14 protein-coding genes are annotated in these 20,602 nt (G+C 45.6%); all 14 read right to left on the reverse strand.

Annotated features, from left to right (window positions below; all coding sequences use genetic code 11):
• Positions 1-7: 7 nt before the first annotated feature.
• The 14 genes from L0P88_RS18225 to L0P88_RS18290 all read right to left on the reverse strand — a co-directional run bounded on the left by L0P88_RS18225 (position 8) and on the right by L0P88_RS18290 (position 20,573).
• Complete coding sequence (locus L0P88_RS18225; RefSeq protein ID WP_247131337.1) at positions 8-2,671, reverse strand: GH92 family glycosyl hydrolase; 2,664 nt, start codon at positions 2,669-2,671, stop codon at positions 8-10.
• Positions 2,672-2,673: 2 nt separating this feature from the next.
• Complete coding sequence (locus tag L0P88_RS18230; RefSeq protein WP_247131338.1) at positions 2,674-5,331, reverse strand: glycoside hydrolase family 3 protein; 2,658 nt, start codon at positions 5,329-5,331, stop codon at positions 2,674-2,676.
• Between the two features lie 3 nt (positions 5,332-5,334).
• A complete protein-coding gene (locus L0P88_RS18235; protein ID WP_247131339.1) occupies positions 5,335-6,537 on the reverse strand; it encodes a CaiB/BaiF CoA transferase family protein in 1,203 nt (400 codons plus the stop codon).
• A 13-nt stretch (positions 6,538-6,550) separates the two neighbouring features.
• Positions 6,551-7,321, reverse strand: coding sequence for an SDR family NAD(P)-dependent oxidoreductase (locus tag L0P88_RS18240; RefSeq protein ID WP_247131340.1), 771 nt, complete (start codon positions 7,319-7,321; stop codon positions 6,551-6,553).
• Positions 7,314-8,702, reverse strand: a complete 1,389-nt coding sequence (locus tag L0P88_RS18245; RefSeq protein ID WP_247131341.1) for a sugar porter family MFS transporter — start codon at positions 8,700-8,702, stop codon at positions 7,314-7,316. Before L0P88_RS18245 ends, L0P88_RS18240 begins: the two co-directional genes overlap by 8 nt.
• A gap of 196 nt (positions 8,703-8,898) precedes the next feature.
• Positions 8,899-12,513, reverse strand: coding sequence for a glycosyl hydrolase-related protein (locus L0P88_RS18250; RefSeq protein WP_247131342.1), 3,615 nt, complete (start codon positions 12,511-12,513; stop codon positions 8,899-8,901).
• 50 nt (positions 12,514-12,563) lie between these two features.
• The gene (locus L0P88_RS18255; protein WP_247131343.1) at positions 12,564-13,628 is read right to left on the reverse strand and encodes a mannonate dehydratase; all 1,065 of its coding nucleotides are present in this window, start codon (positions 13,626-13,628) and stop codon (positions 12,564-12,566) included.
• Positions 13,625-14,836, reverse strand: a complete 1,212-nt coding sequence (locus L0P88_RS18260; RefSeq protein ID WP_247131344.1) for a CaiB/BaiF CoA transferase family protein — start codon at positions 14,834-14,836, stop codon at positions 13,625-13,627. Before L0P88_RS18260 ends, L0P88_RS18255 begins: the two co-directional genes overlap by 4 nt.
• A 19-nt stretch (positions 14,837-14,855) precedes the next feature.
• Entirely contained in the window at positions 14,856-15,917 is a 1,062-nt protein-coding gene (locus L0P88_RS18265; RefSeq protein WP_247131345.1) for a lactonase family protein, read from the reverse strand.
• Position 15,918: 1 nt separating this feature from the next.
• Complete coding sequence (locus L0P88_RS18270) at positions 15,919-16,686, reverse strand: enoyl-CoA hydratase/isomerase family protein (protein WP_247131346.1); 768 nt, start codon at positions 16,684-16,686, stop codon at positions 15,919-15,921.
• A 1-nt stretch (position 16,687) separates the two neighbouring features.
• Positions 16,688-17,839 carry an extracellular solute-binding protein gene (locus L0P88_RS18275; protein WP_247131347.1) on the reverse strand — a complete coding sequence of 384 codons (1,152 nt, stop codon included), beginning with the start codon at positions 17,837-17,839 and terminating at the stop codon, positions 16,688-16,690.
• 13 nt (positions 17,840-17,852) lie between these two features.
• Positions 17,853-18,653: an SDR family NAD(P)-dependent oxidoreductase gene (locus L0P88_RS18280; protein ID WP_247131348.1), complete on the reverse strand. Its 801-nt coding sequence runs from the start codon at positions 18,651-18,653 to the stop codon at positions 17,853-17,855.
• Complete coding sequence (locus L0P88_RS18285) at positions 18,650-19,084, reverse strand: hypothetical protein (protein WP_247131349.1); 435 nt, start codon at positions 19,082-19,084, stop codon at positions 18,650-18,652. Before L0P88_RS18285 ends, L0P88_RS18280 begins: the two co-directional genes overlap by 4 nt.
• A complete protein-coding gene (locus L0P88_RS18290; RefSeq protein WP_247131350.1) occupies positions 19,077-20,573 on the reverse strand; it encodes a sugar porter family MFS transporter in 1,497 nt (498 codons plus the stop codon). Before L0P88_RS18290 ends, L0P88_RS18285 begins: the two co-directional genes overlap by 8 nt.
• Between the last annotated feature and the right edge of the window lie 29 nt (positions 20,574-20,602).

Below are 20,602 nucleotides of genomic sequence, written 5' to 3' on the forward strand. Positions count from 1 at the left end.
TTTGACCTTAGCGCAGGATTCCCCAATTTTTATTGGGTTCCGGTCCCATTTCCAGTATCAATTTGCCTCCTTCAATAATCGCATCGTGATGCAATTGACTTGAATGGTAAGGTTTCCCATTTAAGGTGGCCGATTGAATGTATGCATTCCCTTTTGAGTTGTTGTTCGCGATAATGGTGAACACTTTACCCTGACCCACATTAATCTGAACCGTATCAAATATGGGACTACAGATTTCATAGGTAGGAGTCCCTGGCAGAGCAGGATAAAAGCCCATGGCCCCAAAGACATACCATGAGGACACTTGTCCACAATCATCGTTACCAGGCAGCCCACCAACATCATTGAAGAAATACTTGGCCAACATATCACGCACTACTTTTTGGGTTTTCCACGGGGCACCGACACTATTGTACATATAGGGGGCATGCATAGAGAATTCATCCCCCACATAGTACATATCCTTATCGAAAAAATCATCCAGATACGCTATTAGTTTATCATCACCACCCATAAAATCGGATAAACCTGGAATATCATGTGGAACCAGCAAGGTGTGGTTTCTGTAATATACTTCTGTATCATGGTCCGTTCCCTGTGCCCAAACACTTATGCTCTTATCAAACGGGGGCAACCACTCCCCATTTAATTTTTTACCACGTACCAGGCCCGTCTCCTTATCCAAAACATTGATGTATCGTTTGGAGCGTTCCATAAAGTCGTCGTAATGTGTATCCTTGCCCAAGGCTTTGGCCATTTGGGCAATACAGAAATCATCATACGAAAACTCCAGGGTTCTTGCCACAGGCTCGCCATAAAATCCAAAAATATCGGTGGGGACATAACCAATTTCATTAAAATACTCAATACCTACCCGACCTGAAAATCCTCGATTTCCCTTTTCGGTGGCATTTTTTAACATGGCCTCAAAGGCCAATTCCGTATCAAAACCCCGAATCCCTTTAACGTAGGCATCGGCAATAACCGCATCGCCATGGGTGCCCATCATAATACTTCGGTACCACGGGTTGGGCCATTTGGGAATCCAGCCCCCTTCTTTATAGGCATTCAGCATGCCGTTGATGACATCAGTGGTTTCCTGTGGTTTTATGATGACCCACAAAGGGTGTAAGGACCGGAACGTATCCCAAAGGGATAAATCGGTATACATTTGCCCTCCTTCATGAACCTGATAATCAAATGGGCTGAAATACCTGCCATCCTCATTTAAATTTCGAGGATTCACAAAACATTTCGTCAACGCAGTGTAAAAGATGGATTTATCTTCTTCACTACCTTCTACCTGTATCCTATTGAGTTCTTCTTCCCAGATATCGGTACCTTCGGCTACGGCCCTGTCAAAATCGAAATGGGGATATTCCTTTTCCATATTGGCCCTGGCCTGTGCCAAATCAATCAACGAAGTGCCCACTTTCATCCTTACTTTTTCTCGATCTGTGGTGGCAAAAGTCACGTACACCCCATTTGCGTCCGCTCCCTTTAGGGCCATTTGGGCCCCGAGTTCAGGGTCCAATGGTACCGGTTCTGCACATCTTAGGTGCATCTCCGTTGTACTTGAACCGTCATAATATTCTATGCGTATTTGATATTGCTGCCCTTTGGCGAGGTGTATCCTGTGTATGTTCGTGCCCGTCGCCCTGTACATCCACTGGTCAATGACCATTTCATCATCTATATACATTCGGGTACCATCTTTGGTGGTCAATTCAAAGGTATGCTCCCCCGTATGTCTTGGAATAAACGTAGCGGTATAGACTACGGAAAAGAAATTGTCCTTTACACCTTCTGCCGGTGCTTTTAACCAATTGTAGTTCAATTTGGGGTAGTTCACGAATACGTCGGGGTCCCCTTCCAATTTATCATTATTGTAATAGGCTGCTTTAAATCCATCAGGCACGAGCTTGCTGTCCACTACATCCGGCAATAGGTTCACATTATAGGCTTCGAATTTTTTATCGAACTTGGCGACAAAATGGTTTTTGAAATGACCGGCAATAACGGTATATCCTTCAATCTCGCTTCGTTCTGGAATCACTTTGTAATGGCCGGGAACATATACCCCATCAAATACCACGGATGACGATTTGGATTCCGGAAAGGTAAACTGAAAAAATGCCGTTTTGGAAGCTGCGGTCAGTTCGGCCTTGATGTCATAATCGTTCAAATTCACGGTGTAATAGTGCGGTTTGGCCACTTCACTGTCACGATCGAATTTTGACGCTCGGGCCTCAGCATCAATGATTACTTCACCGGTCATGGGCATTATGGACATGGGCCCCCAATCCCCTACTACGGCTCCATTGGGATAACGGGTACCCCGAAAACCCTGGATTTTTTCCTGATCGTACCAATAAGGAACAGGTACGGTTATCACTCGTTCTGTCCAAGTTGCCGTTTGTGGTGTCCAATGTGTTAAAGCGGAAGGATTTCCGACAATTGGGGAAACATAACCCATAGGTTCTTCCACTTCGGTTACGGTAATATCGGCAATACTGGCAGCTGTACCAACACGGGTATCCACATACCCCAGGTATTCTTTTGGTACCAATGCTGTAGTCGGCTCTTCATTATTATGACACCCAACCATTGTGATCAGTGCCCCTATAATCCAGCCTTTTTCATTCAAGAAGGGATTCGAGTATTTCTTCATTATTAGTATTTAGTTTTTACTTCAAAGTCCGCTTTTAACCGGATATCATTGGATGCAGCTCCTACCTTCACCACGAACTGACCAGGTTCGACCACCCGTTCCATATCCCTGTTCCACAGACTCAAATCTTCTGGGAGTAAGGTGAATTCAACTTCTTTGGCTTCCCCAGGCTCAAGTTCCACGGGTTTAAATCCTTTAAGCTGTAGCCTGGGGGTACTTACCGAACTGTAACTATCGGTGATATACAATTGGACAATCTCGGTCCCTTTTCGTTCCGAGGTATTTTTGATTGTTAGGGTCACTTTTTGATTTTCATTGGTTGTGATCACCGGTTTTTCGATATGCAAATCCGAATATTCAAAACGGCTATAGCTCAGCCCATGTCCAAAAGCGAATAGTGGAGTATTGTTTTCGTCCACATAGGTGGCGTTTGCCGACTTTTTTTGATTGTAATATATGGGCAGTTGTCCATTCGCTCTGGGAAAAGAGATCGGTAATTTGCCCGAAGGGTTTGCTTTACCGGTTAATATCTCCACGGTACCCTGGGCACCTTTCTCGCCTGCGTACCAGGTTTCCAATATGGCGTCTACGGATCCCACTTCCTCTTTTAGTACCAAAGGCCTTCCATTTTGAAGGACCAATACTATGGGTTTTCCCGTGGCGGCCACTTCCCTCAGTAATCTTTTGCTATAGGGATTGAGTTCGAGGTTGACTTTGTCCCGGCCTTCCCCATTATCATCTTTTTCGCCCAGCACCAATACAACCACATCGGCATTTCTTGCTGAGTGGACCGCTTTTTCGAATAGGGTTTCCCTCTTGGCATCTGGATTGATTTTCCAGCGAATTTTAATGTCTGCAAATTCATCGTATTCCACCAACTCCAATTGGATGCGATACTTTTTTCCTTTTTTTAACCGTAGGCTCGTTTTGGACCAAGAGTTCTTATGTTTTTGATCCCAGCTGTCGATCAACACCTGATTGTCGATGGTGAGCCTACCCAAGTCATCGGCCCATAATTGGAAGTCGTAAATACCATCCAGTTTGGGAATAAGGTAGCCACTCCAACGAATGGAGAAATTATCACTCGGGATTCCCGGTGCCGGACTTAGGTTATGCCAGTACTGTTCCAATCTGGTCTCCACTCTTGTCAACGCTGGTTTTCCGGAAAAGTCCGTGTTGGTGAAATATTCCGCCAGAAGGCCCTTTTCCCCGTCTTCGGTCATAAGAAACCGTTCATCAATTTCTTCCATAATACCTCCAGGAACACCCACATCCACAAAATCAATGGCATAGTCGGTTTTTTCAAATTCCTGAGCGATGGTCTTTTCATTTTCGCCCCTTCGCGAATAACCACCAAGCAAGGCTTTGCCAGCCAATTCTCCAATCAGTGCCACTTTTTTTATCTCGTCGCCAAAGGGTAGGATGTTGTTTTTGTTCTGAAGTAGAACGATTGACTTATGGGCAGCCTCCAATGCCAATTGTCGATGTGCTTCACTGCCGTACCGCGCGGCTTTCAATGTGGTATCGATATAGGGATTTTCAAAAAGCCCCAATTTAAATTTTACATATAATACACTGGAAACGGCCCTGTCCACATCTTTAATGGTCAAAAGATGTTCATCCAATGCTTCCCTGATGCTATGCTGAAAAACATCGTGTTTGTAATCATAAAACTGCATATCCAATCCTGCCCGGATGGAATTGGCAATGGCTTCTTTTGGATTTTTTGCCGTTTTATGTACGACCTCTTGTTTTGCGATTGCACCCAGATCGGAAATGACCATGCCTTTAAAGCCCCATTCGTCCCGCAATACTTTTTTTAGAAGCCATGGATCGCCTGCGGCAGGGACGCCGTCCCACTCGTGGTAGGCTGCCATGGCCCCCAACGCTCCAGCCTCTTTAAAGGCTTTTTCAAAAACGTATAGGAAATTGGTCCGTGCTTCGCGCTCACCGATGTAAACCGGTGCAGTATTTTTGCCCCCCTCGGGAATACTATGGATACCAAAATGCTTCGGTTCCGCAACAATGGCATCATCATCACCTAAGTCATCCCCCTGCATCCCTTTAATTATGGCCACTCCGTTCCTAGCCGCCAAATAGGCATCCTCCCCATACGTTTCCTGCACCCTTCCCCAACGGGGCTCCCTACCCAAACCAAGTGTAGGTGCCAGTACAAGGTGAACGCCTACGGCCCGTGTCTCAGATCCAATGACCTTCCCAATGCTTTCCATGGCCCCTACATCCCACATACTGGCCAAACCTATAGGTACGGGAAAGGAAGTGCTTCCTTTTCCCAAATACCCGTGTAGGGCTTCTTCAATAATCAATGCAGGAATGCCCAATCGGTTGTTTTCAATGATGTATTGCTGCAGTTCGTTGGAGGCTTCAGCGGATTCTGGATAAAAATCACGAATCGAACCAACATTCAATCCTTTTAGGGCTTGCGTGGCCTTTTCAGGGGAAAGCCTCCCATTTTCGATGAGGTCATAGGCGGAATACATATCCAGTTCCCTAATTTTTTCGTCCAGGGTCATCCGCGAGATAAGATCGGCCACACGGGTTTCCGTATCCAATTCCACATTTTTATAGGGAGGGATATCACCCTTTTTTGTGCAACCCAAAAAAAGTAGGACCGTTCCTAATACATAGCATCGCCACATAACTTACACAGATTCAATTGATAGTATCTTTTGCTCGATCAAGGCGTCGATTTGTTGGCTATCGTACCCCAGTTCCTTTAAAATCTCTTCGCCATGTTCCCCAATCAGCGGGGAAGGCCGATTTATTTTTCCAGGTGTCTCGCTCATGGTAAAAGGAATATTGGTCACTTTTACCTTCCCTGCTTTGGGATGTTCCACCTCAATAAACGTATTGTTGTGAATGACCTGGGGATCGTGCTCCACAGCGGTCTGGTCGTTTACCTTGGCCACCCATAAATCCAGGCCTAACATAATCTCCAACCATTCATCCGTGGTTTTGGTCAACGTAATGGCTTCAATACGACCATGGACTGTATCCCTTTCATCAAAAAGTACCTGGGAGTCATTGTACTGCATCAATGAGGCATCACCCAAGGCTTCCACAAGTTTGGGCCAGGGACTCATGGCTATGGTCAAATACCCATCGCTGGTTTGGTACATCCCAAAGGGGGCTGGATTACCGGGATGGCCAATTTTGGATTCTGGTCGTTCAAAGGGTTTCCCCAAATTTTGGATGGTAAAATAGTCCTGCATTTGAAAAGCAATGGCAGATGACAATAAGTTGGTCTTGATTTCCTGACCTTTTCCCGTTTTTTCACGATAATATAATGCCGCCAAAATGGCGTAGACGGAATTCAGGCCGTTTACCTGGTCGCATAAGGCGGTACCAATGGCCACAGGGCCATCGCTCTTTTTTCCACTGGTCATAATGGCACCACTTACACTCTGTACCAACAGATCTTGTCCCGGTCGTGTGATGTACGGTCCATCGTCACCCCAGCCACTGGCTGAACAGTAAATGAGCTGTGGGTTTATTTTTTTGAGGTCTTCATAGCCGTATCCCAGTCTGGCCATTACCCCTGGGCGAAAGTTCTCAACGACCACATCGGTTTCCTTGGCCAGTTTGTAAATGATTTCCTTGCCTTTATTTGATTTGATGTCAATGGCCAAAGACCGTTTGTTGCGGTTCCAGGCCATGAAACAAGGGGATTCATTACCTGCAATCCATTGGTTAAAAAAGGTGAGTCCCCGGTAAATGTCCCCACTGCCGTTGCGCTCAATTTTGATGACATCAGCGCCCAAATCGCCCAACATCTGTGTGGCAAACGGGCCCTGCAATAATTGTGAAAAGTCCAGTACTTTAATCCCTTCCAATGCTTGATCCATAGTATTCCTTGAATTATAAATATCTTGGGAGGACACCCAGTCCTCCATCCACTTTAATATCCTCGCCCGTAATGAATGGGGCTTCGTCCGAAGCCAAAAACACTGCCGTCATGGCCACTTCTTGAGGTTTCCCCAACCGTTTCATAGCGGCCTGATCAATGCTCTTTTGCAAAAATTCCCGACCTTCCTCCTGTATCCGTTTTTCATTCATAGGTGTTAAAATAGCTCCTGGGGATATGCTATTGAATCGTATGTTTTCTGCTCCAAACTGACCTGCAAGTTGCTTGGTCATGGAGCAAATGGCCCCTTTGGCACCAGCATAGGCCGTCCAATTATCCCAACTTCTAAAGGCCTGTATCGAAGAAATGTTGATGATGTTTCCCGATTGTTTTTCCAACATATGGGGCAGCACTATTTGGATACTCCTGTACGCACTTTTTAGATTGATGTTCATGAGCCTATCCCAATCTTCTTCCGGCATTTCAACAATGTTTCCACTCAAGGCAATTCCAGCATTGTTTACCAAAATGTCAATCTTGCCAAACTCGGCCAATGTTCGGTCCACAACGTTTTTCACATCTTTGGTTATGCCCACATCACAGGCATAGCTCCTTGCCGTTCCCACATTGTCATTGAGTCTTTTGGCCTCTTCATCACATTTGTCCACATTGATATCACACAAGACCACCAGTGCCCCTTCGGTGGCAAAAGCCTGGCTAATGGCCAAGCCAATACCATCTGCGGCACCGGTAACAATAGCTACTTTTCCTTTTAACCTATTCATCCCTACTATTCTTTGATAACCAATATTTTTCTATTTCTTCCAGTGTTTTTCCCTTGGTTTCCGGCATCACCTTTAAAGCGAGATAAATTGCCGGTATCATACAAATGGCAAAAAACCAGAACGTACCATGGGGTTTGAGGTGCTCTAAAAACCAGGGGGTCATTTGCCCAACAAAAGCGGTTCCTATCCATACGGCCATTGTGGCTATGGACATGGCGGTCCCTCGAATTTTTAAGGGATATATTTCTGAAAGCAACACCCATAGTACGGGACCGAACGAAAAGGCAAAACAAGCAATAAAAGTGAGTATGAAAGTCATGAGAAGATATGTATTGCCCACCTCAAAATAGAACAATAGTCCTACAATGATGAGTGAAACCATGATTCCGATAACCCCATGGGCCAATAAGGGTTTCCTGCCCAATTGGTCTATTTTCCATAGGGCGATAAACGTGAACAGTACATTGACAATGCCAATGACCACCTGGCCACCGAGCGCTTCACCCAATTGCAGCCCCCCTTCTTCCAATATCTTGGGTCCGTAATAGATAATGGCATTGATGCCACTGACCTGGCTCAGGATTGCCAGGCAAACCCCTATAATAATGGCCAGTTTGAACGGGCCTTTAAACATCATTTTAATACCACCGGATTCCCGGGCCAGTATTTCTTCAACATGTTTTATCTCTTTATCGGCCTCCTGATGGGCCACAAAACGGAGCAGGATCTTTTTAGCCTGTTCCCTTTTTCCCTTCATCGTTAACCAACGGGGGCTTTTGGGGATAACTAAAAGCAAGAACAAGAATAGTAAGGCCGGTACGGTCTCGCTTCCCAACATGGCCCGCCAGACTTCGGAAACCAATATTTTATGGGTCATGCCCGAATGGTTTGCCAAGCCTTCCGATGTTGAAAGGTCCAATAAAAAAGCATTGACAAAATAGGCCACTAAAATCCCCAGGGTAATGGCCAACTGGTACAGGGCTACCAATCTCCCCCTGTTTTTTGCTGGGGCAATTTCCGAAATGTACAACGGTGATAGCATGGAAGCAATGCCTACACCAATGCCACCGATCAACCGATAGGCCACCAATCCATTAAACGATTCCGAAACCATGCATCCTAGTGCGGAGAGTGCAAACAAAATTCCCGACATGATCAATATCTTCTTCCGCCCATATGCATCACTGAGGAATCCAGCCATGGAAACCCCCAAAATGGTACCGACCAGCGCGGAGCTCACATACCATCCTTCCATTACCGTATTGAGGTTGAACTGTGTTTTTACAAAGCCTATGGTGCCCGAAATAATCGCAGTATCATACCCAAAGAGAAACCCGCCCAGTGCAGCGATCATTGCTAAAATGGTGATGTTGTTTTTCATGAGATCATGCTTTTGTTCTAATAGTGTTGAAGTTTTAATCGTTAGGCCGTCTAAAAACCATAAAAAATGGTATTTGTCAGGTTGAGCGCAGTCGAAACCTATTTGAATTTCAATGCTTTAAATGTTTCCGACTGTGATTAAATTGACATTTGAGTTAATTTTTAAACGGCCTTACAATGAAAAATCATTCGCAACCTTACTTTTTCCTAGCCTGAAAGCTAAAGGTTTCTATACCATATTTGGATACGTTCATGGATGGTGTCGGTTTGGGGTCCTCTTCAATAATGTTCATATGTTGTAGGTTTTCCATCCTAAAAAAGGAATCCATGTTCACCTTGGTGTCCTTACCGGCCATATCGTACATTCTAACGACCAAATCATCGGAATCCTCGGCTTTTTTGATAGTGGATACATTAATGTTCCCTTGATCAACACTAAAGAAACCCAAACGTTCGGGCAAAGACGCCTTAGCAGAGGCGTCGGGATAAACCACTACATGTAAAGGATCGTTCTGCTGTTCTGCAATGCGCATCCCTTCAAGGCTTCCTGTTTTGTGGGAGGTCAAAATGTTATGATAGCTGTGGTCACCGGCCTGGGAATACTCATTTCCTTCCCAATGACAAGATGTTCTACTGGCCAACAACAGATGTTGGAGAAGGGTATCTTCTGAATCGGTTGTGGGATCGATCCAATCAAATGCAGCGACCGATGAGCTCAAGGTCACCGTAAGGTCATCATCCGAGGCGGAGAACCAGTCCATGATTGCCCTTGGATGCACATCCTTGGCCAATGCGGTGTAACGATCACCGGCGGTATCAATCTCATCCTGACCAACTTTTACCGCTCCAAAAGGAACTTCATGGGTTACCAGGGCATTGTCCATGGCAATGGGAAAGGCTGTTCTGAATTCCCGATATAACTCCCCGGACCAGTTTAGCAAACGGGTTTCAAAAAGGACTCTTTTTAACTCGTGATAAATGGTCACATCCTGTTCCACTATGGCATGAAGGATGGGCTGCTTGATTCTGTAGGTGGTGAACACATCGCCCGTGCTCAAAATTTCCCAGTTTGCCTGGTGATTGCTGACCTTGTCAAAGTCCTTCATAAAGGGCTGTTGGATATCCCCAAACTCCCCAGCACCATTACCTTCAGAATACAGGGTAAATACCTCTCCTGCTTTGAGGTCGCCACTCTTGAACAGGTTTCGTTTCAATTCCTTATCATATATCTGTCCAATGCCCCCGGTTTCAAAACTGATTTTGTAGAAATCGTTCTCATAGGTGGTCATGGATGCCCCCGGATTTGATTTCCTGGACGGTTTGGCTGTTGGTTTTACATAATAAGTGGCATAACCGATGGCCGGGATGTTTTTTGCAATAAACACCAAATCGGCACTTTTGATGCTCCCATCTTCATAATGGACCTCGTTGGAAACTTGGGTGGTAATGGGGTCTTTGTCAGCGGAATGGACCTCCAGGGATTTTGCTTTTCCCTTTTCGAGATTGATGGTAACGGTTACGGGGTCCGTTCGCTCCCACGAAAGGCTATTGAAAAGTACGACGGGAATTCCCTTTTTATCATCGGTCTTGATTCTATTGGCGATGAATTTGGTTCCTTTTTTTAAGAGATCAGTACCCATGGTCCTTGACTCCACCAGCTTTTCCTTGAACAGGTTATCCGTAATATCACCATCATGTCCGCCCCAACCATGATCAGGATAGATTTTGGACTGCCATGCCTTGTCAAAATCCCCATAGGGATAAGGCATCCTTTTTGAATCCAAGGTATGGGCAATGGCCATAAATTTTTCGGCTGCCGGCAATAGTTTGGATGCCTCACGGCTTGCCGTGAGCGCATCATGGTGTGCGGGACCATGAATGTAGACCCAGACATTGGGGCGTTCCCCCCTAATGGTCTCTATATTGGTGGCATTCTTGCGTGCCAGGGGCATAAACTCATCGGCGGTCATCAGCTCCATATCGGGGAAAAACACCTTATTTTCATTGCCATCGTTGTCTTTTACGCTCTCAAAATTGTTCCATGCTTCAATAAAATCGGAATAGTCCATGGCCGGAATCATATCCTGGCTGGACAATAGTGGGGTAATGGTATGGCCTTCCTTAAAGGAAGGTTCCCAATAGACCACCTGCTCGGCGGCATATTTCATTTTACTGCTCAACTCCTTGGAAAGCTCAAGGATGTCATTGCCATAATGCCCAGGGGAGTAGGTGAACACAGCACTGCCATCTGGGCTTTCCCAATTGAACATTCCCTTGGCATGCCTGCTGATGACCATGTATTCCACCCCGGCTTTTTTCATGATCTGGGGAAATTGCAACGTCTTGCCAGGTACGTCCACATTCCAGTAGACTTTGGAATCGTAGCCCCCAAAGGTCTTTTTTACCCATTTTTTGCCCAGATAAAATTGACGTACCAGGCCTTCTCCATCGTACATGTCTTCATACGGGCAGTTATAGGATGCTCCTACGGAAACCAGTTTTTTGTCCAATAGGGTCGTTATTTTTTCTTGTGCATCGGGATGCCTGTTCAGGTATTCCCGTAACATAAGGCCGTCCTCAATGTCAAAACCGTAGTCGGATCGGGTAAAGGCATCGTTGATGACTGGGGTCAATACCAAAGTATCCCTAAGGATAATACAGACTTCCGGACGATCTACCCAGGCAATGTCCTGATGGCTCGAATTCATCACTGATACCTTGCCCCCCTCGTTTCGTCGGTCAAAAAAGTCGTCATAGGCATTGAACAGGGAAGGTTTGTACAATTTGGTGATGCTGGCCTGCCAACCGTTTTGGACTTGCGCGTTGTAGGCGTAAAAATAGGCCCCCAGAATATCCGATGTATTTGGAGCAGTACCATTTTCCAGGGGAATGGCAATATCATCTTCTCCATAAATAATCCTGAACTCCTTTTTTGGGGCTTTTAGGGTTATTGAGGCCTTTGCCAACGCTCCCTGGTCTTTAAAAACCCCCTTTTTACTTTTCTTGCCATCACTTACTATTTGAACGGTCCTGCCTGCAAAATGGGTGGGAGCGTCAATGTACATAACTCCATCTTTAGCCTTTATGCTAAAGGAAGCCTCTTCCTCAGCGGACATTTTTAGGTTTTCGAGCAGGTTGTTGGCCTTGGCCAACATAAACCAGGAATTGCTCCCCTTTTTGTGCCCTTGTACCTTTATTCTTAGCTGCTTCCCTTTTCCGGTCATTGCTGTGGGCAATGTCAATCGAAATAGGCCCACTCCATCTTTGTTCAAATCTCTTTTGACCAAGATATATTCCGCCATAGTACCGCTTTCCTTGTTCAGGATTTTGAGGGTACCGTCTTCGTTTGCTATAAAGGTCAATGCCAATTGCTTATTGACAAAAACATCGTAAGGCTGTCTAAGGTTTAAATCAATGTTGGAATAAAAGGCAAAGGTCACCATTGGTCCGGCATGGGTTTCCGGTACGGTATTGGTCAGGAACTCAAAGTACATGAGCCCGGTACTTGCCCGTGAAATCATATGTTGGTTCACTTCGTCCCGAATGGAGGGGTATTGGTAATCACCCCCACCAATCTTACTGTGGAATCCTTCGATATCATTCTTGCACATTTGATAGAGCTTGTATGCCGTATTGATCTCGTGAATGTGGTTATGGCCCCCACCCCCATGAAAGGGTACGGCCATTGCGGTTCTTTTCGCATTGTCCAATGTTGTGGAAAACCCGGCCGAATGTGCCCAAGGCACCGTGACAAGAATTACCAGGCCCAACATTACATTTCTTACGCTACTGTTCATCCAATCTGTTTTCATTATTTCTCAATCTGTTTTTTTATCGGTATCTATCTATTAAAATCTTTCGGTCAATCGTCATTTAAATGTGAAATGGCCGCTTTCATATAACCCATGGCATAGGCCATACCGGCATGCCAGGGGGCATTACAGGTCATTTGCGGGGTATGATCGGGAATCAAGACCCCTTTAAAATCGTTCTTCTTTAAAATCCTTAGGATTCTGAACATGTCCATATCGCCCTCATCCACAAACACCTCCCTGTAGTTGGGGACCTTGCCCACGATATTCCTAAAGTGGACGTAACTTATTTTTCCTTGCCGGCTATAGGTATCGGTAGCCTCGTACACATCCCCTTCGGTCATTTCGGCTATGGAACCCAAACAGAATTCCAAATTGTTTGACGGGCTAGGGTTCATGTCAAGCAATTTTTGATACATATGGGGTTGGTAGACCAGTCTTGGGGTTTCCCGCACAAAGGGCATGGGGGGATCATCCGGGTGGGCGGCCATCTGGACACCTGCCTCTTCGGCCACCGGCAGGATTTCGTTCAAAAAGTACCGTAGCCTTTCCCATAGTTCGTTGTGGTCAATTTTGGGCACGGTACCTTCAGGAGCACTTTCATCATATACCATATTCCAGACCATGCCGTTGGGTATTGGTGTGGTATCTACCCCTTCCATGCCCACGGAAACCGCTCCACCCCTTGCATATGGACCCCGCATACGTGAAGACACCCCCGCCAGGGAAAAGTTGTAACCAAACACCGGAATGCCGGCCTTACCCACATTCCGGATAAGCTGTTTTAGATTTTCCATTTGGCCTTGTTTTTTGGGACCATCCAAAAGGATATCGTGCCAATGGGCGGGGTCAAAATTTTCGATGCCCTCCAGTTCAAGCCCATGGGAATTGATTTCCTTTTTTAGGGCCTTCAACTCCTCATATGTCCATATTTCATTTGGATTTCCTGCTTTGCCCCAACCTTTTTTATCTCCTATGGGCTGATCTGCATTATCTTGGTTATGCCCAAAATAATCCACCAAATGGACGATTAAATGTGTGGCTCCACATTGCTTCGCAAACTTGTAATGGGCTTCGTTGAGCATATGTCTGTATAATCCGAATCCTAATTTCATTTCTGTTCCATTTCTGTAATGAATTGATTGATTTTATCTTCTGAATAGCCACAAAACTCCTTCAGGATGTCTTTTGCGTCTTCGTTCAACAAGGGAGCAGGTTTGTAGATCTTTTGAGGGGTGTCGCTAAACCATACAGGGAAGCCCGTTGTCCTTACCTTGCCCGCTTTGGGGTGGTCTATTTCTATAATCATATTGTTGTGTTTTATTTGAGGGTCTTTCACCATTTCATCAAAAGTGTTGACCTGGGAGCACCAAATATCCTTTTCCAAAAGGATGTCCAACCATTCTTTGGTGGTCCTGGTCCTGAACACGGCATCAAAGTCCGAACGGATCTCATCCCTACATTCCATAATATTGTTGGAAGCATACTCCCCCGAATCATATTTTTTTGCCCCAATGGCCTGAGCCAGTTTTTGTACTGGGTTCATACCAATGGCGATATAGCTGTCCTGGGTGTGATAAATTCCATAGGGTGCACCCAACCATGGATTGGGGATGCCGCTTTCGCTTCGTTCGGGATTTTCCCCTTTGTGCAAATAGGCCGTTACTTCCTGGATATGGAACCCAACCACCGAATTGAGTAGGTTGGTCTCTATTTTTTGTCCTTTACCTGTAGTGTTTCGGGAATGGATGGCCGCCAAAACGGATTGATTAATGAATAAACTAGTCAATAAATCGGCCTGCCCAACAGCTGTGACCATGGGCATGTCGCCTTTTTTACCGTTCAAAGCGGCACCCCCTCCCATGGACTGTGCCAATAAATCCTGACCCGGCCTTTGCAGGTAGGGACCGGAACCACCATAACCCGAACTTGAGCAATAGATTAAACCGGGATTAAGCTGTTTCATATCCGCATAGCCCAGTCCCAATCTTTCCATTACCCCGGGACGGAAGTTTTCGATTAGAATATCAGCCTTGGAAATAATGGCTTTTGCAATGGCATGGCCTTTAGGGTCCTTGAGATTCAGGGCAATACTTCTTTTGTTCCTGTTAAAGCTCAAGAACGAAATACTCTCGCCATTTGGATACATGTTTCCGTACGAATAATGTCGCATCCAATCCCCTTTTTGGGGTTCGATTTTGATGATATCGGCCCCCATATCGCCCAACATCTGTGTCGCCCATGGGCCTTGTGCCAGTTGGGTGAAATCGGCTACGACCAATCCTTTTAAGGGGCCATTGTTTTCTGTATCGTTGTTTGCCATAGTTACTAAATCGGTTTAGCTAATTCATTCTGTTTAGAAATGTGATGCACACCGGTGATAAAATTTCCTTGGTGCGGTATACCTCATCCAATCTTCCGTCCTGTAGAATTCGATAGACCACCGTATCATGGGAATTCTGATGGCCTGCAATGAGCCACCGACCATCTGGGGTGATATTGAATTCGCGTATTTCCTCTCCTTGGGTATGCTGATATCCCACGCACACCAACCCATTTTCTAAAACCTGAAAAATGGTCAACAGTTCAGCACCCCTATTGGCCGTATACAGGTATTTACCACCAGGGTGAAGTCTTATTGCGGAAGCACTTGGTTGCCCTGTATAATTATCCGGTAAGGAGTTGTGGGTAGCCATTTCCCGAAAAACGCCCTCTTGCTCCTGTACTACGGAAACCTTACCACTTAATTCATTGAGCACATAGCCTAAGCTTCCTTTGGTATTGAACACCATATGTCGAGGTCCGCCACCCTTGGAAACCGTAATATCCTTATCGGCATTGGAAACCAGTTTATCTTCCTGTAACCGATAGGCTTTTATGGTATCAATACCGAGGTCGCATACATAAATATCCACTTTATTGGGGTGTATGATTACCTGGTGCGCGTGCGGTCCTTCTTGACGGGCTTCATTGATGCTTGCCCCTTGATGTCGGTATTCTTTCACGGAAGGCAAGATGCTTCCAGAGGTATCCAATGGGTATTGAATCACATTGCCCGTGGCATAACAGGCCAGCAAAATGTTGTTTTCATGGAAGCTGAGGTGACAGGGATATCCTCCTGAAATGGACTGTTCATTGCTGAATTCCAATGAAAGATCGGATTTTACTTTATAAGCCTGTATTTTTGGGTTCGCATTTGCATCGAGCTCGGTAGGGCAGTACAGGAATCGGTTGTCATTCCGTAACGCCAAATAGCTCGGGTTCCGTACCATTTTGGTATGCAATGTGGTCAACTCCCCTGTATCCGTATTCAACTGCACCGTATAGATGCCCTTACCGATACCCCCAAATCCGGGAATTGGATATTCCGTATAGCTGCCCACAAAAAATGTTAACGGTCCCATCTTATGTTTTATCTATAAAATCCTGAATGGCCTTTTTGGCTTCGGCCCCATGAAACAGATGGGATACCGTTTTGCCCTCTTCAGTTATTTTTTGGTGAAAGGGTAGGGGGGATAGGCTCAAATGGGCCAATCGTTTCAATTCTTTTAAGGCGCCCAATGGCCTACGGGTCAATTTTTGGGCAAAGCGGAGCACCTCGGCATCAAATTCATGGGTTTGGTAAACATGGTTGACAATGCCCCATTCGAATAGTACGGATGCCGTATATTGCCCGCCCGTGAACAACATCTCCTTGGCCCTATTGATTCCAATTCTTTGGATCAAACGTTGGGTACCCCCACCACCTGGGACAAGACTTAGGAAAACTTCGGGGAGCCCCATTTTTGCCGTTTCCGAAGCCAAAATCATGTCACACGACAGGGCAATTTCGAACCCACCACCGAGGGCATATCCATTAACCGCAGCAATCCAGGGCTGTGGTGCGTTTTCGATGGAATCGTAGAGTTGTATACCCCTGTCCTGGAACGATTTGAACTGCTCCGGGGTTTGGCTTCCGTATTCTTTGATATCGGCCCCTGCCATAAAAGCCCGTCCCTGACCCGTGATGATCGCGACATGTACCCGATCATCGGCATTAATGGTTTCAATGCCATCAATGATTTCGTCCATCATTTCCCGGTTCATTGCATTGAGCTGTTCTGGTCGATTGAAACGCAAGGTGGCTACGTTCTTTGAAATTTCCGTTGTAATATGTGTATAGGTTTTGCCCATTTTAATGTAAGGTTTGGTACAATTGATTTAATTCCTTGACGACTTTGGATGAATCCATGGTTTCAAGCAGCCCCTTATGCAGTAGGTCCGCCCCTTCTTCTTGAAACAGGTTCCAGCCTTTGTGTTGTGGTCTTACATATGCGTTTTCCATGGTTTTTAGCGTGTTGACAAAAAAATTGTTGCATAATTTATTATTGCCTTGGGCATGCCACGCCACAAGATTTGCAGGCTGCCCTCCATTTGCCGTGAAAATTCCCTTCTGGGTTTCTGCCCGGGCTACATATTCCGTATAGGCCACGGCCTCATCCGCATGTTTGCATTTTGATGAAATGGCCAGGCCCACCCCTCCCAATATGGTGGAAACGGAATGCTTCGGATTGGTGGGACTATCACTAAAATGAACCAGATTTTGGGCATAGCCCATTCTGGAGTAATTGGTATATCCAAAAAGGAAAGGAACATAAACAATCTCATCCCTTGCTCCCATATGATTCAAAACCTGTATGGGATTCCAGGTCAAGGACTTTGGATGCAGGAAATCCAAGTGGTGCTTGAGTTCGTCCAAAACACGACTTCCTACTTTTTCATCCATTTCCCTATTCTTGATGAAATGTCCCCCTGTATCCTGGGCACAAAGGGTCAGGAACGTACACCAAAGATCGGTAGCACATAAGGGCCATGCCACTGCATGGTCTTGAGGTATTTTTTTATAAAAATCAAATAGTTCTTTCCTTGTTTGGGGAAGTCCCAACTGCCATTTGGATAGTAATTCCTTTCGTGATGCCGCGACCAATGCAGCGGCATCAATTGGTAGCGCAAGCAGTTCTTCGTTGTAGAAGTACGACCTGAAACTTGGCCCCACCGATTGTTCCTCCAACGCTTTCAAAACAGTTTTGGGCAATCGTTCTTGTAAAGACAACAACAGGCCATCGGCATAAGCTTGTCCTATATAGGGATGGTCGATCGTAATCAAATCATAGGTATCCATTAGATCGGTTATGGGCATATCACCAAATTCCTTTAGGGTACGGGCATCCCACTCAATTCGGACATTTGGGTGCGTCTCGGTAAATGCCCTTGAGGTGGCCCTAAGGGGTTCATATCCCCTTGGGTGATCCCATGCTATCCCTTTCAATCTAATTATTGCTGACATTGTGTACCAAGGTTCATACGTTATTTCTTTTAGGTCTGGGGTCGTATTGTACCGTATGGTTCATATAGGCCCCATCTACGTAGAGGTCGGCCCCGTTAACATAGCTGGCAAGGTCACTGGCCAGGAAAGCAACCGTATGGGCTACATCCTTTACGTTGCCAATTCTACCCTGGGGAATCCATTTTTCAAATTTGTGTTTGCCGAATTTGGCTATTTCCGACCGGTTCATGTTCGTTTCTATCGCTCCCGGTGCCACTGAAACCACCCGAATGTTCTTATCGGCCAGTTCCAATGACAGGCATTTGGAGAACATTTTCAGACCCGCCTTGGCCGAACAATAGTGGATCAGCCCTTTTCTGGGTACGGCATCGTGAATTGAGGATATGTTAATGATGACTCCGCCCCCATTTTTTTCCATTCGCCTACCTGCTTGTTGCGAACAGAGAAAGGGTCCCTTTAAATTAACCTGGACCACCCTATCCCATTCCGTTTCTTCCATATCCAATACATGGACAACACTTTCACTACCTGCATTATTGATCAAAATGTTTGGACTCCCCATAGCATTGTCCATTTCAAGAAACATAGCCTCCACTTCTTTTGCATCGCCTACATTGGCACCTCCGCAGACCACCTTCACTCCGTGTTCACTGCGTATTTCTTCTGCCAACACCTCGGCTTTATCCCTATTGCTGTAATAGTTAATGAACACATTTGCACCGCAAGCCGCCATTGTTCTACAGATTTCGGCACCTATTCCCTGGCTTCCCCCTGTAACCAGGACATTTTGCTTGGATAAATCTATTTTCATCATTTCACCAATGGTTTTTGACCGGCCAAATCAAATAGTGCATTGACCTTGTTCCTTAATTCCATGCGTTTGTGCTGCGTAAGTTGGTAAAACTCAAAGTCGGAAATATGGGTATCCGCTTTTTCGGCAATAAGTACCTGACTCCCTTCCTTCATGGCAATGTTGTGCCAGGTATTTTTGGGGACATTATAGGGTTTGTTATGTTCCATCAGTTCCAATTCAAACTCAGGTTCACCGTTCACCAGGGCGGCTGCAATCAAAACCGCGTTACCCTCCAAGGCTACAAAAACCTCATCGGTTTTTAAATGGACATCCAATTTGGCAATATGATCAATATGCTGTTCTTCCATAAAGTTTAATTGAGCCAACTGCCATCCTTCCCGTATCAAAAAAGGGTGGTACCCCTTTTCCATAATGTTAAATGTTTCAATCATTTATGCTCGTATTTTGACCATTAAAAGCGTTTCCATCATTGGTTGTACTAATTTTTCCACGCCAATATTTTTCTATTTCCTCCAGGGTCCTGCCCTTGGTCTCCGGAACAAATCTCCATATGAACCCAATGGCCGGAAGTGTCAGGAGGGCATAAATGAAAAATGTGCCGGATGCTTCCACGGTCTCAATTAAAATGGGATTGGTCAAGGTGATGACAAAACCGGTTACCATTAATGATAGGCTACCCAGGGAAACGGCCAACCCCCGTATGCGGGTTGGAAAGATTTCACTGATGATCACCCATACAATAGGCCCGAAAGAGAAGGCGAAACTGGCTACGTACAGCAGTAGGGGAATAATCACAAATTGTGAGCCCAGGGCAAATAATATGCCTACTCCGAACAATGAAATGAACGCTCCGGTTACCCCTATCAACAAGAGCTTTCTTCTACCAAACTTTTCAATGTTCGCTATGGCCACAAAAGTAAAGGCGCTATTTACGACACCGACCAGGACGGCTCCCAAAAAAGCACTTTCAACACTTTGTATGGACTCATTGATAATGTTGGGGGCAAAATACATAATGGCGGCAATACCACTCAAATGTGAGAACATTGGAAGCAGGATACCAATCAAAAGGGGTATGCGCAAAAACGGTTTGAAAAGTTCTTTGAATCCAGCGTTGTCCTCCTTGACCATATCCTTTATTTTGGCCAGTTTTGATGTGGCATACGCCGCTCCATTGATTTTTACCATAATTGCTTCGGCTTCCTTATACCTTCCTTTGGTGATAAGCCATCTTGGGGTTTCAGGTACCGTAAACAATAGTATGAGGAACAATAGGGCAATGGGAATCTCCGTGCCAAACATGCCCCGCCATAGCTCGTCCACAAACAACCAGTTCCACAGGCCGGAATATCCTTCCGATATGACACCCGCGGCCTCCCCAGCTTGATTAAGCACCAACCAATCGACCATAAAGGCCAAAAGGATACCCAGGGTTATGGAGAGCTGGTACAGGGAAACCATTTTGCCCCGATTTTCCGGTAGTGCGAGTTCCGCTATATAAATTGGCGCTACCACGGAGGTTATCCCTACGCCAATACCCCCAATAATACGTACCCCGACCAAAACATTAAAAGCAAAATTCGCATCGGCAGTGAACCAGACCGCATTCTCCAAGTCACCCAAAAATTGTGGAGGCAACATGGAGCCCAGTGCCGATATGGTAAGACAGGTAGCGGCCAAGATGAGCGCTTTTTTTCTTCCCAATGCATCGGTAATGGTCCCAGCAACAATGCAACCAAAAATGGTTCCCAATAGTGCCGATGAAACCACCCAACCGAGTGTTGTGGCCGACAATTCAAAGTGCTGTTGCAAAAAGGTGTTGCAGCCTGAAATAATTGCGGTATCATATCCAAAAAGGAACCCCCCAATGGTGGAGACAAAACTGATGACCAGTAAATAATTCGGTTTTTTAGGTTTCATAACTACTATTCCAAAAACGATATCCGTAT

This window comes from Muricauda sp. SCSIO 64092, assembly GCF_023016285.1.
In the GTDB taxonomy this organism is placed as follows: domain Bacteria; phylum Bacteroidota; class Bacteroidia; order Flavobacteriales; family Flavobacteriaceae; genus Croceivirga.

What these genes read in the sequence shown, in the direction of transcription:
- L0P88_RS18225 (WP_247131337.1), bottom strand. Translation starts at nt 2,671, where the DNA reads ATGAAGAAATACTCGAATCCCTTCTTGAATGAAAAAGGCTGGATTATA.
- L0P88_RS18230 (WP_247131338.1), bottom strand. Translation starts at nt 5,331, where the DNA reads ATGTGGCGATGCTATGTATTAGGAACGGTCCTACTTTTTTTGGGTTGC.
- L0P88_RS18235 (WP_247131339.1), bottom strand. Translation starts at nt 6,537, where the DNA reads ATGGATCAAGCATTGGAAGGGATTAAAGTACTGGACTTTTCACAATTA.
- L0P88_RS18240 (WP_247131340.1), bottom strand. Translation starts at nt 7,321, where the DNA reads ATGAATAGGTTAAAAGGAAAAGTAGCTATTGTTACCGGTGCCGCAGAT.
- L0P88_RS18245 (WP_247131341.1), bottom strand. Translation starts at nt 8,702, where the DNA reads ATGAAAAACAACATCACCATTTTAGCAATGATCGCTGCACTGGGCGGG.
- L0P88_RS18250 (WP_247131342.1), bottom strand. Translation starts at nt 12,513, where the DNA reads ATGAAAACAGATTGGATGAACAGTAGCGTAAGAAATGTAATGTTGGGC.
- L0P88_RS18255 (WP_247131343.1), bottom strand. Translation starts at nt 13,628, where the DNA reads ATGAAATTAGGATTCGGATTATACAGACATATGCTCAACGAAGCCCAT.
- L0P88_RS18260 (WP_247131344.1), bottom strand. Translation starts at nt 14,836, where the DNA reads ATGGCAAACAACGATACAGAAAACAATGGCCCCTTAAAAGGATTGGTC.
- L0P88_RS18265 (WP_247131345.1), bottom strand. Translation starts at nt 15,917, where the DNA reads ATGGGACCGTTAACATTTTTTGTGGGCAGCTATACGGAATATCCAATT.
- L0P88_RS18270 (WP_247131346.1), bottom strand. Translation starts at nt 16,686, where the DNA reads ATGGGCAAAACCTATACACATATTACAACGGAAATTTCAAAGAACGTA.
- L0P88_RS18275 (WP_247131347.1), bottom strand. Translation starts at nt 17,839, where the DNA reads ATGTCAGCAATAATTAGATTGAAAGGGATAGCATGGGATCACCCAAGG.
- L0P88_RS18280 (WP_247131348.1), bottom strand. Translation starts at nt 18,653, where the DNA reads ATGATGAAAATAGATTTATCCAAGCAAAATGTCCTGGTTACAGGGGGA.
- L0P88_RS18285 (WP_247131349.1), bottom strand. Translation starts at nt 19,084, where the DNA reads ATGATTGAAACATTTAACATTATGGAAAAGGGGTACCACCCTTTTTTG.
- L0P88_RS18290 (WP_247131350.1), bottom strand. Translation starts at nt 20,573, where the DNA reads ATGAAACCTAAAAAACCGAATTATTTACTGGTCATCAGTTTTGTCTCC.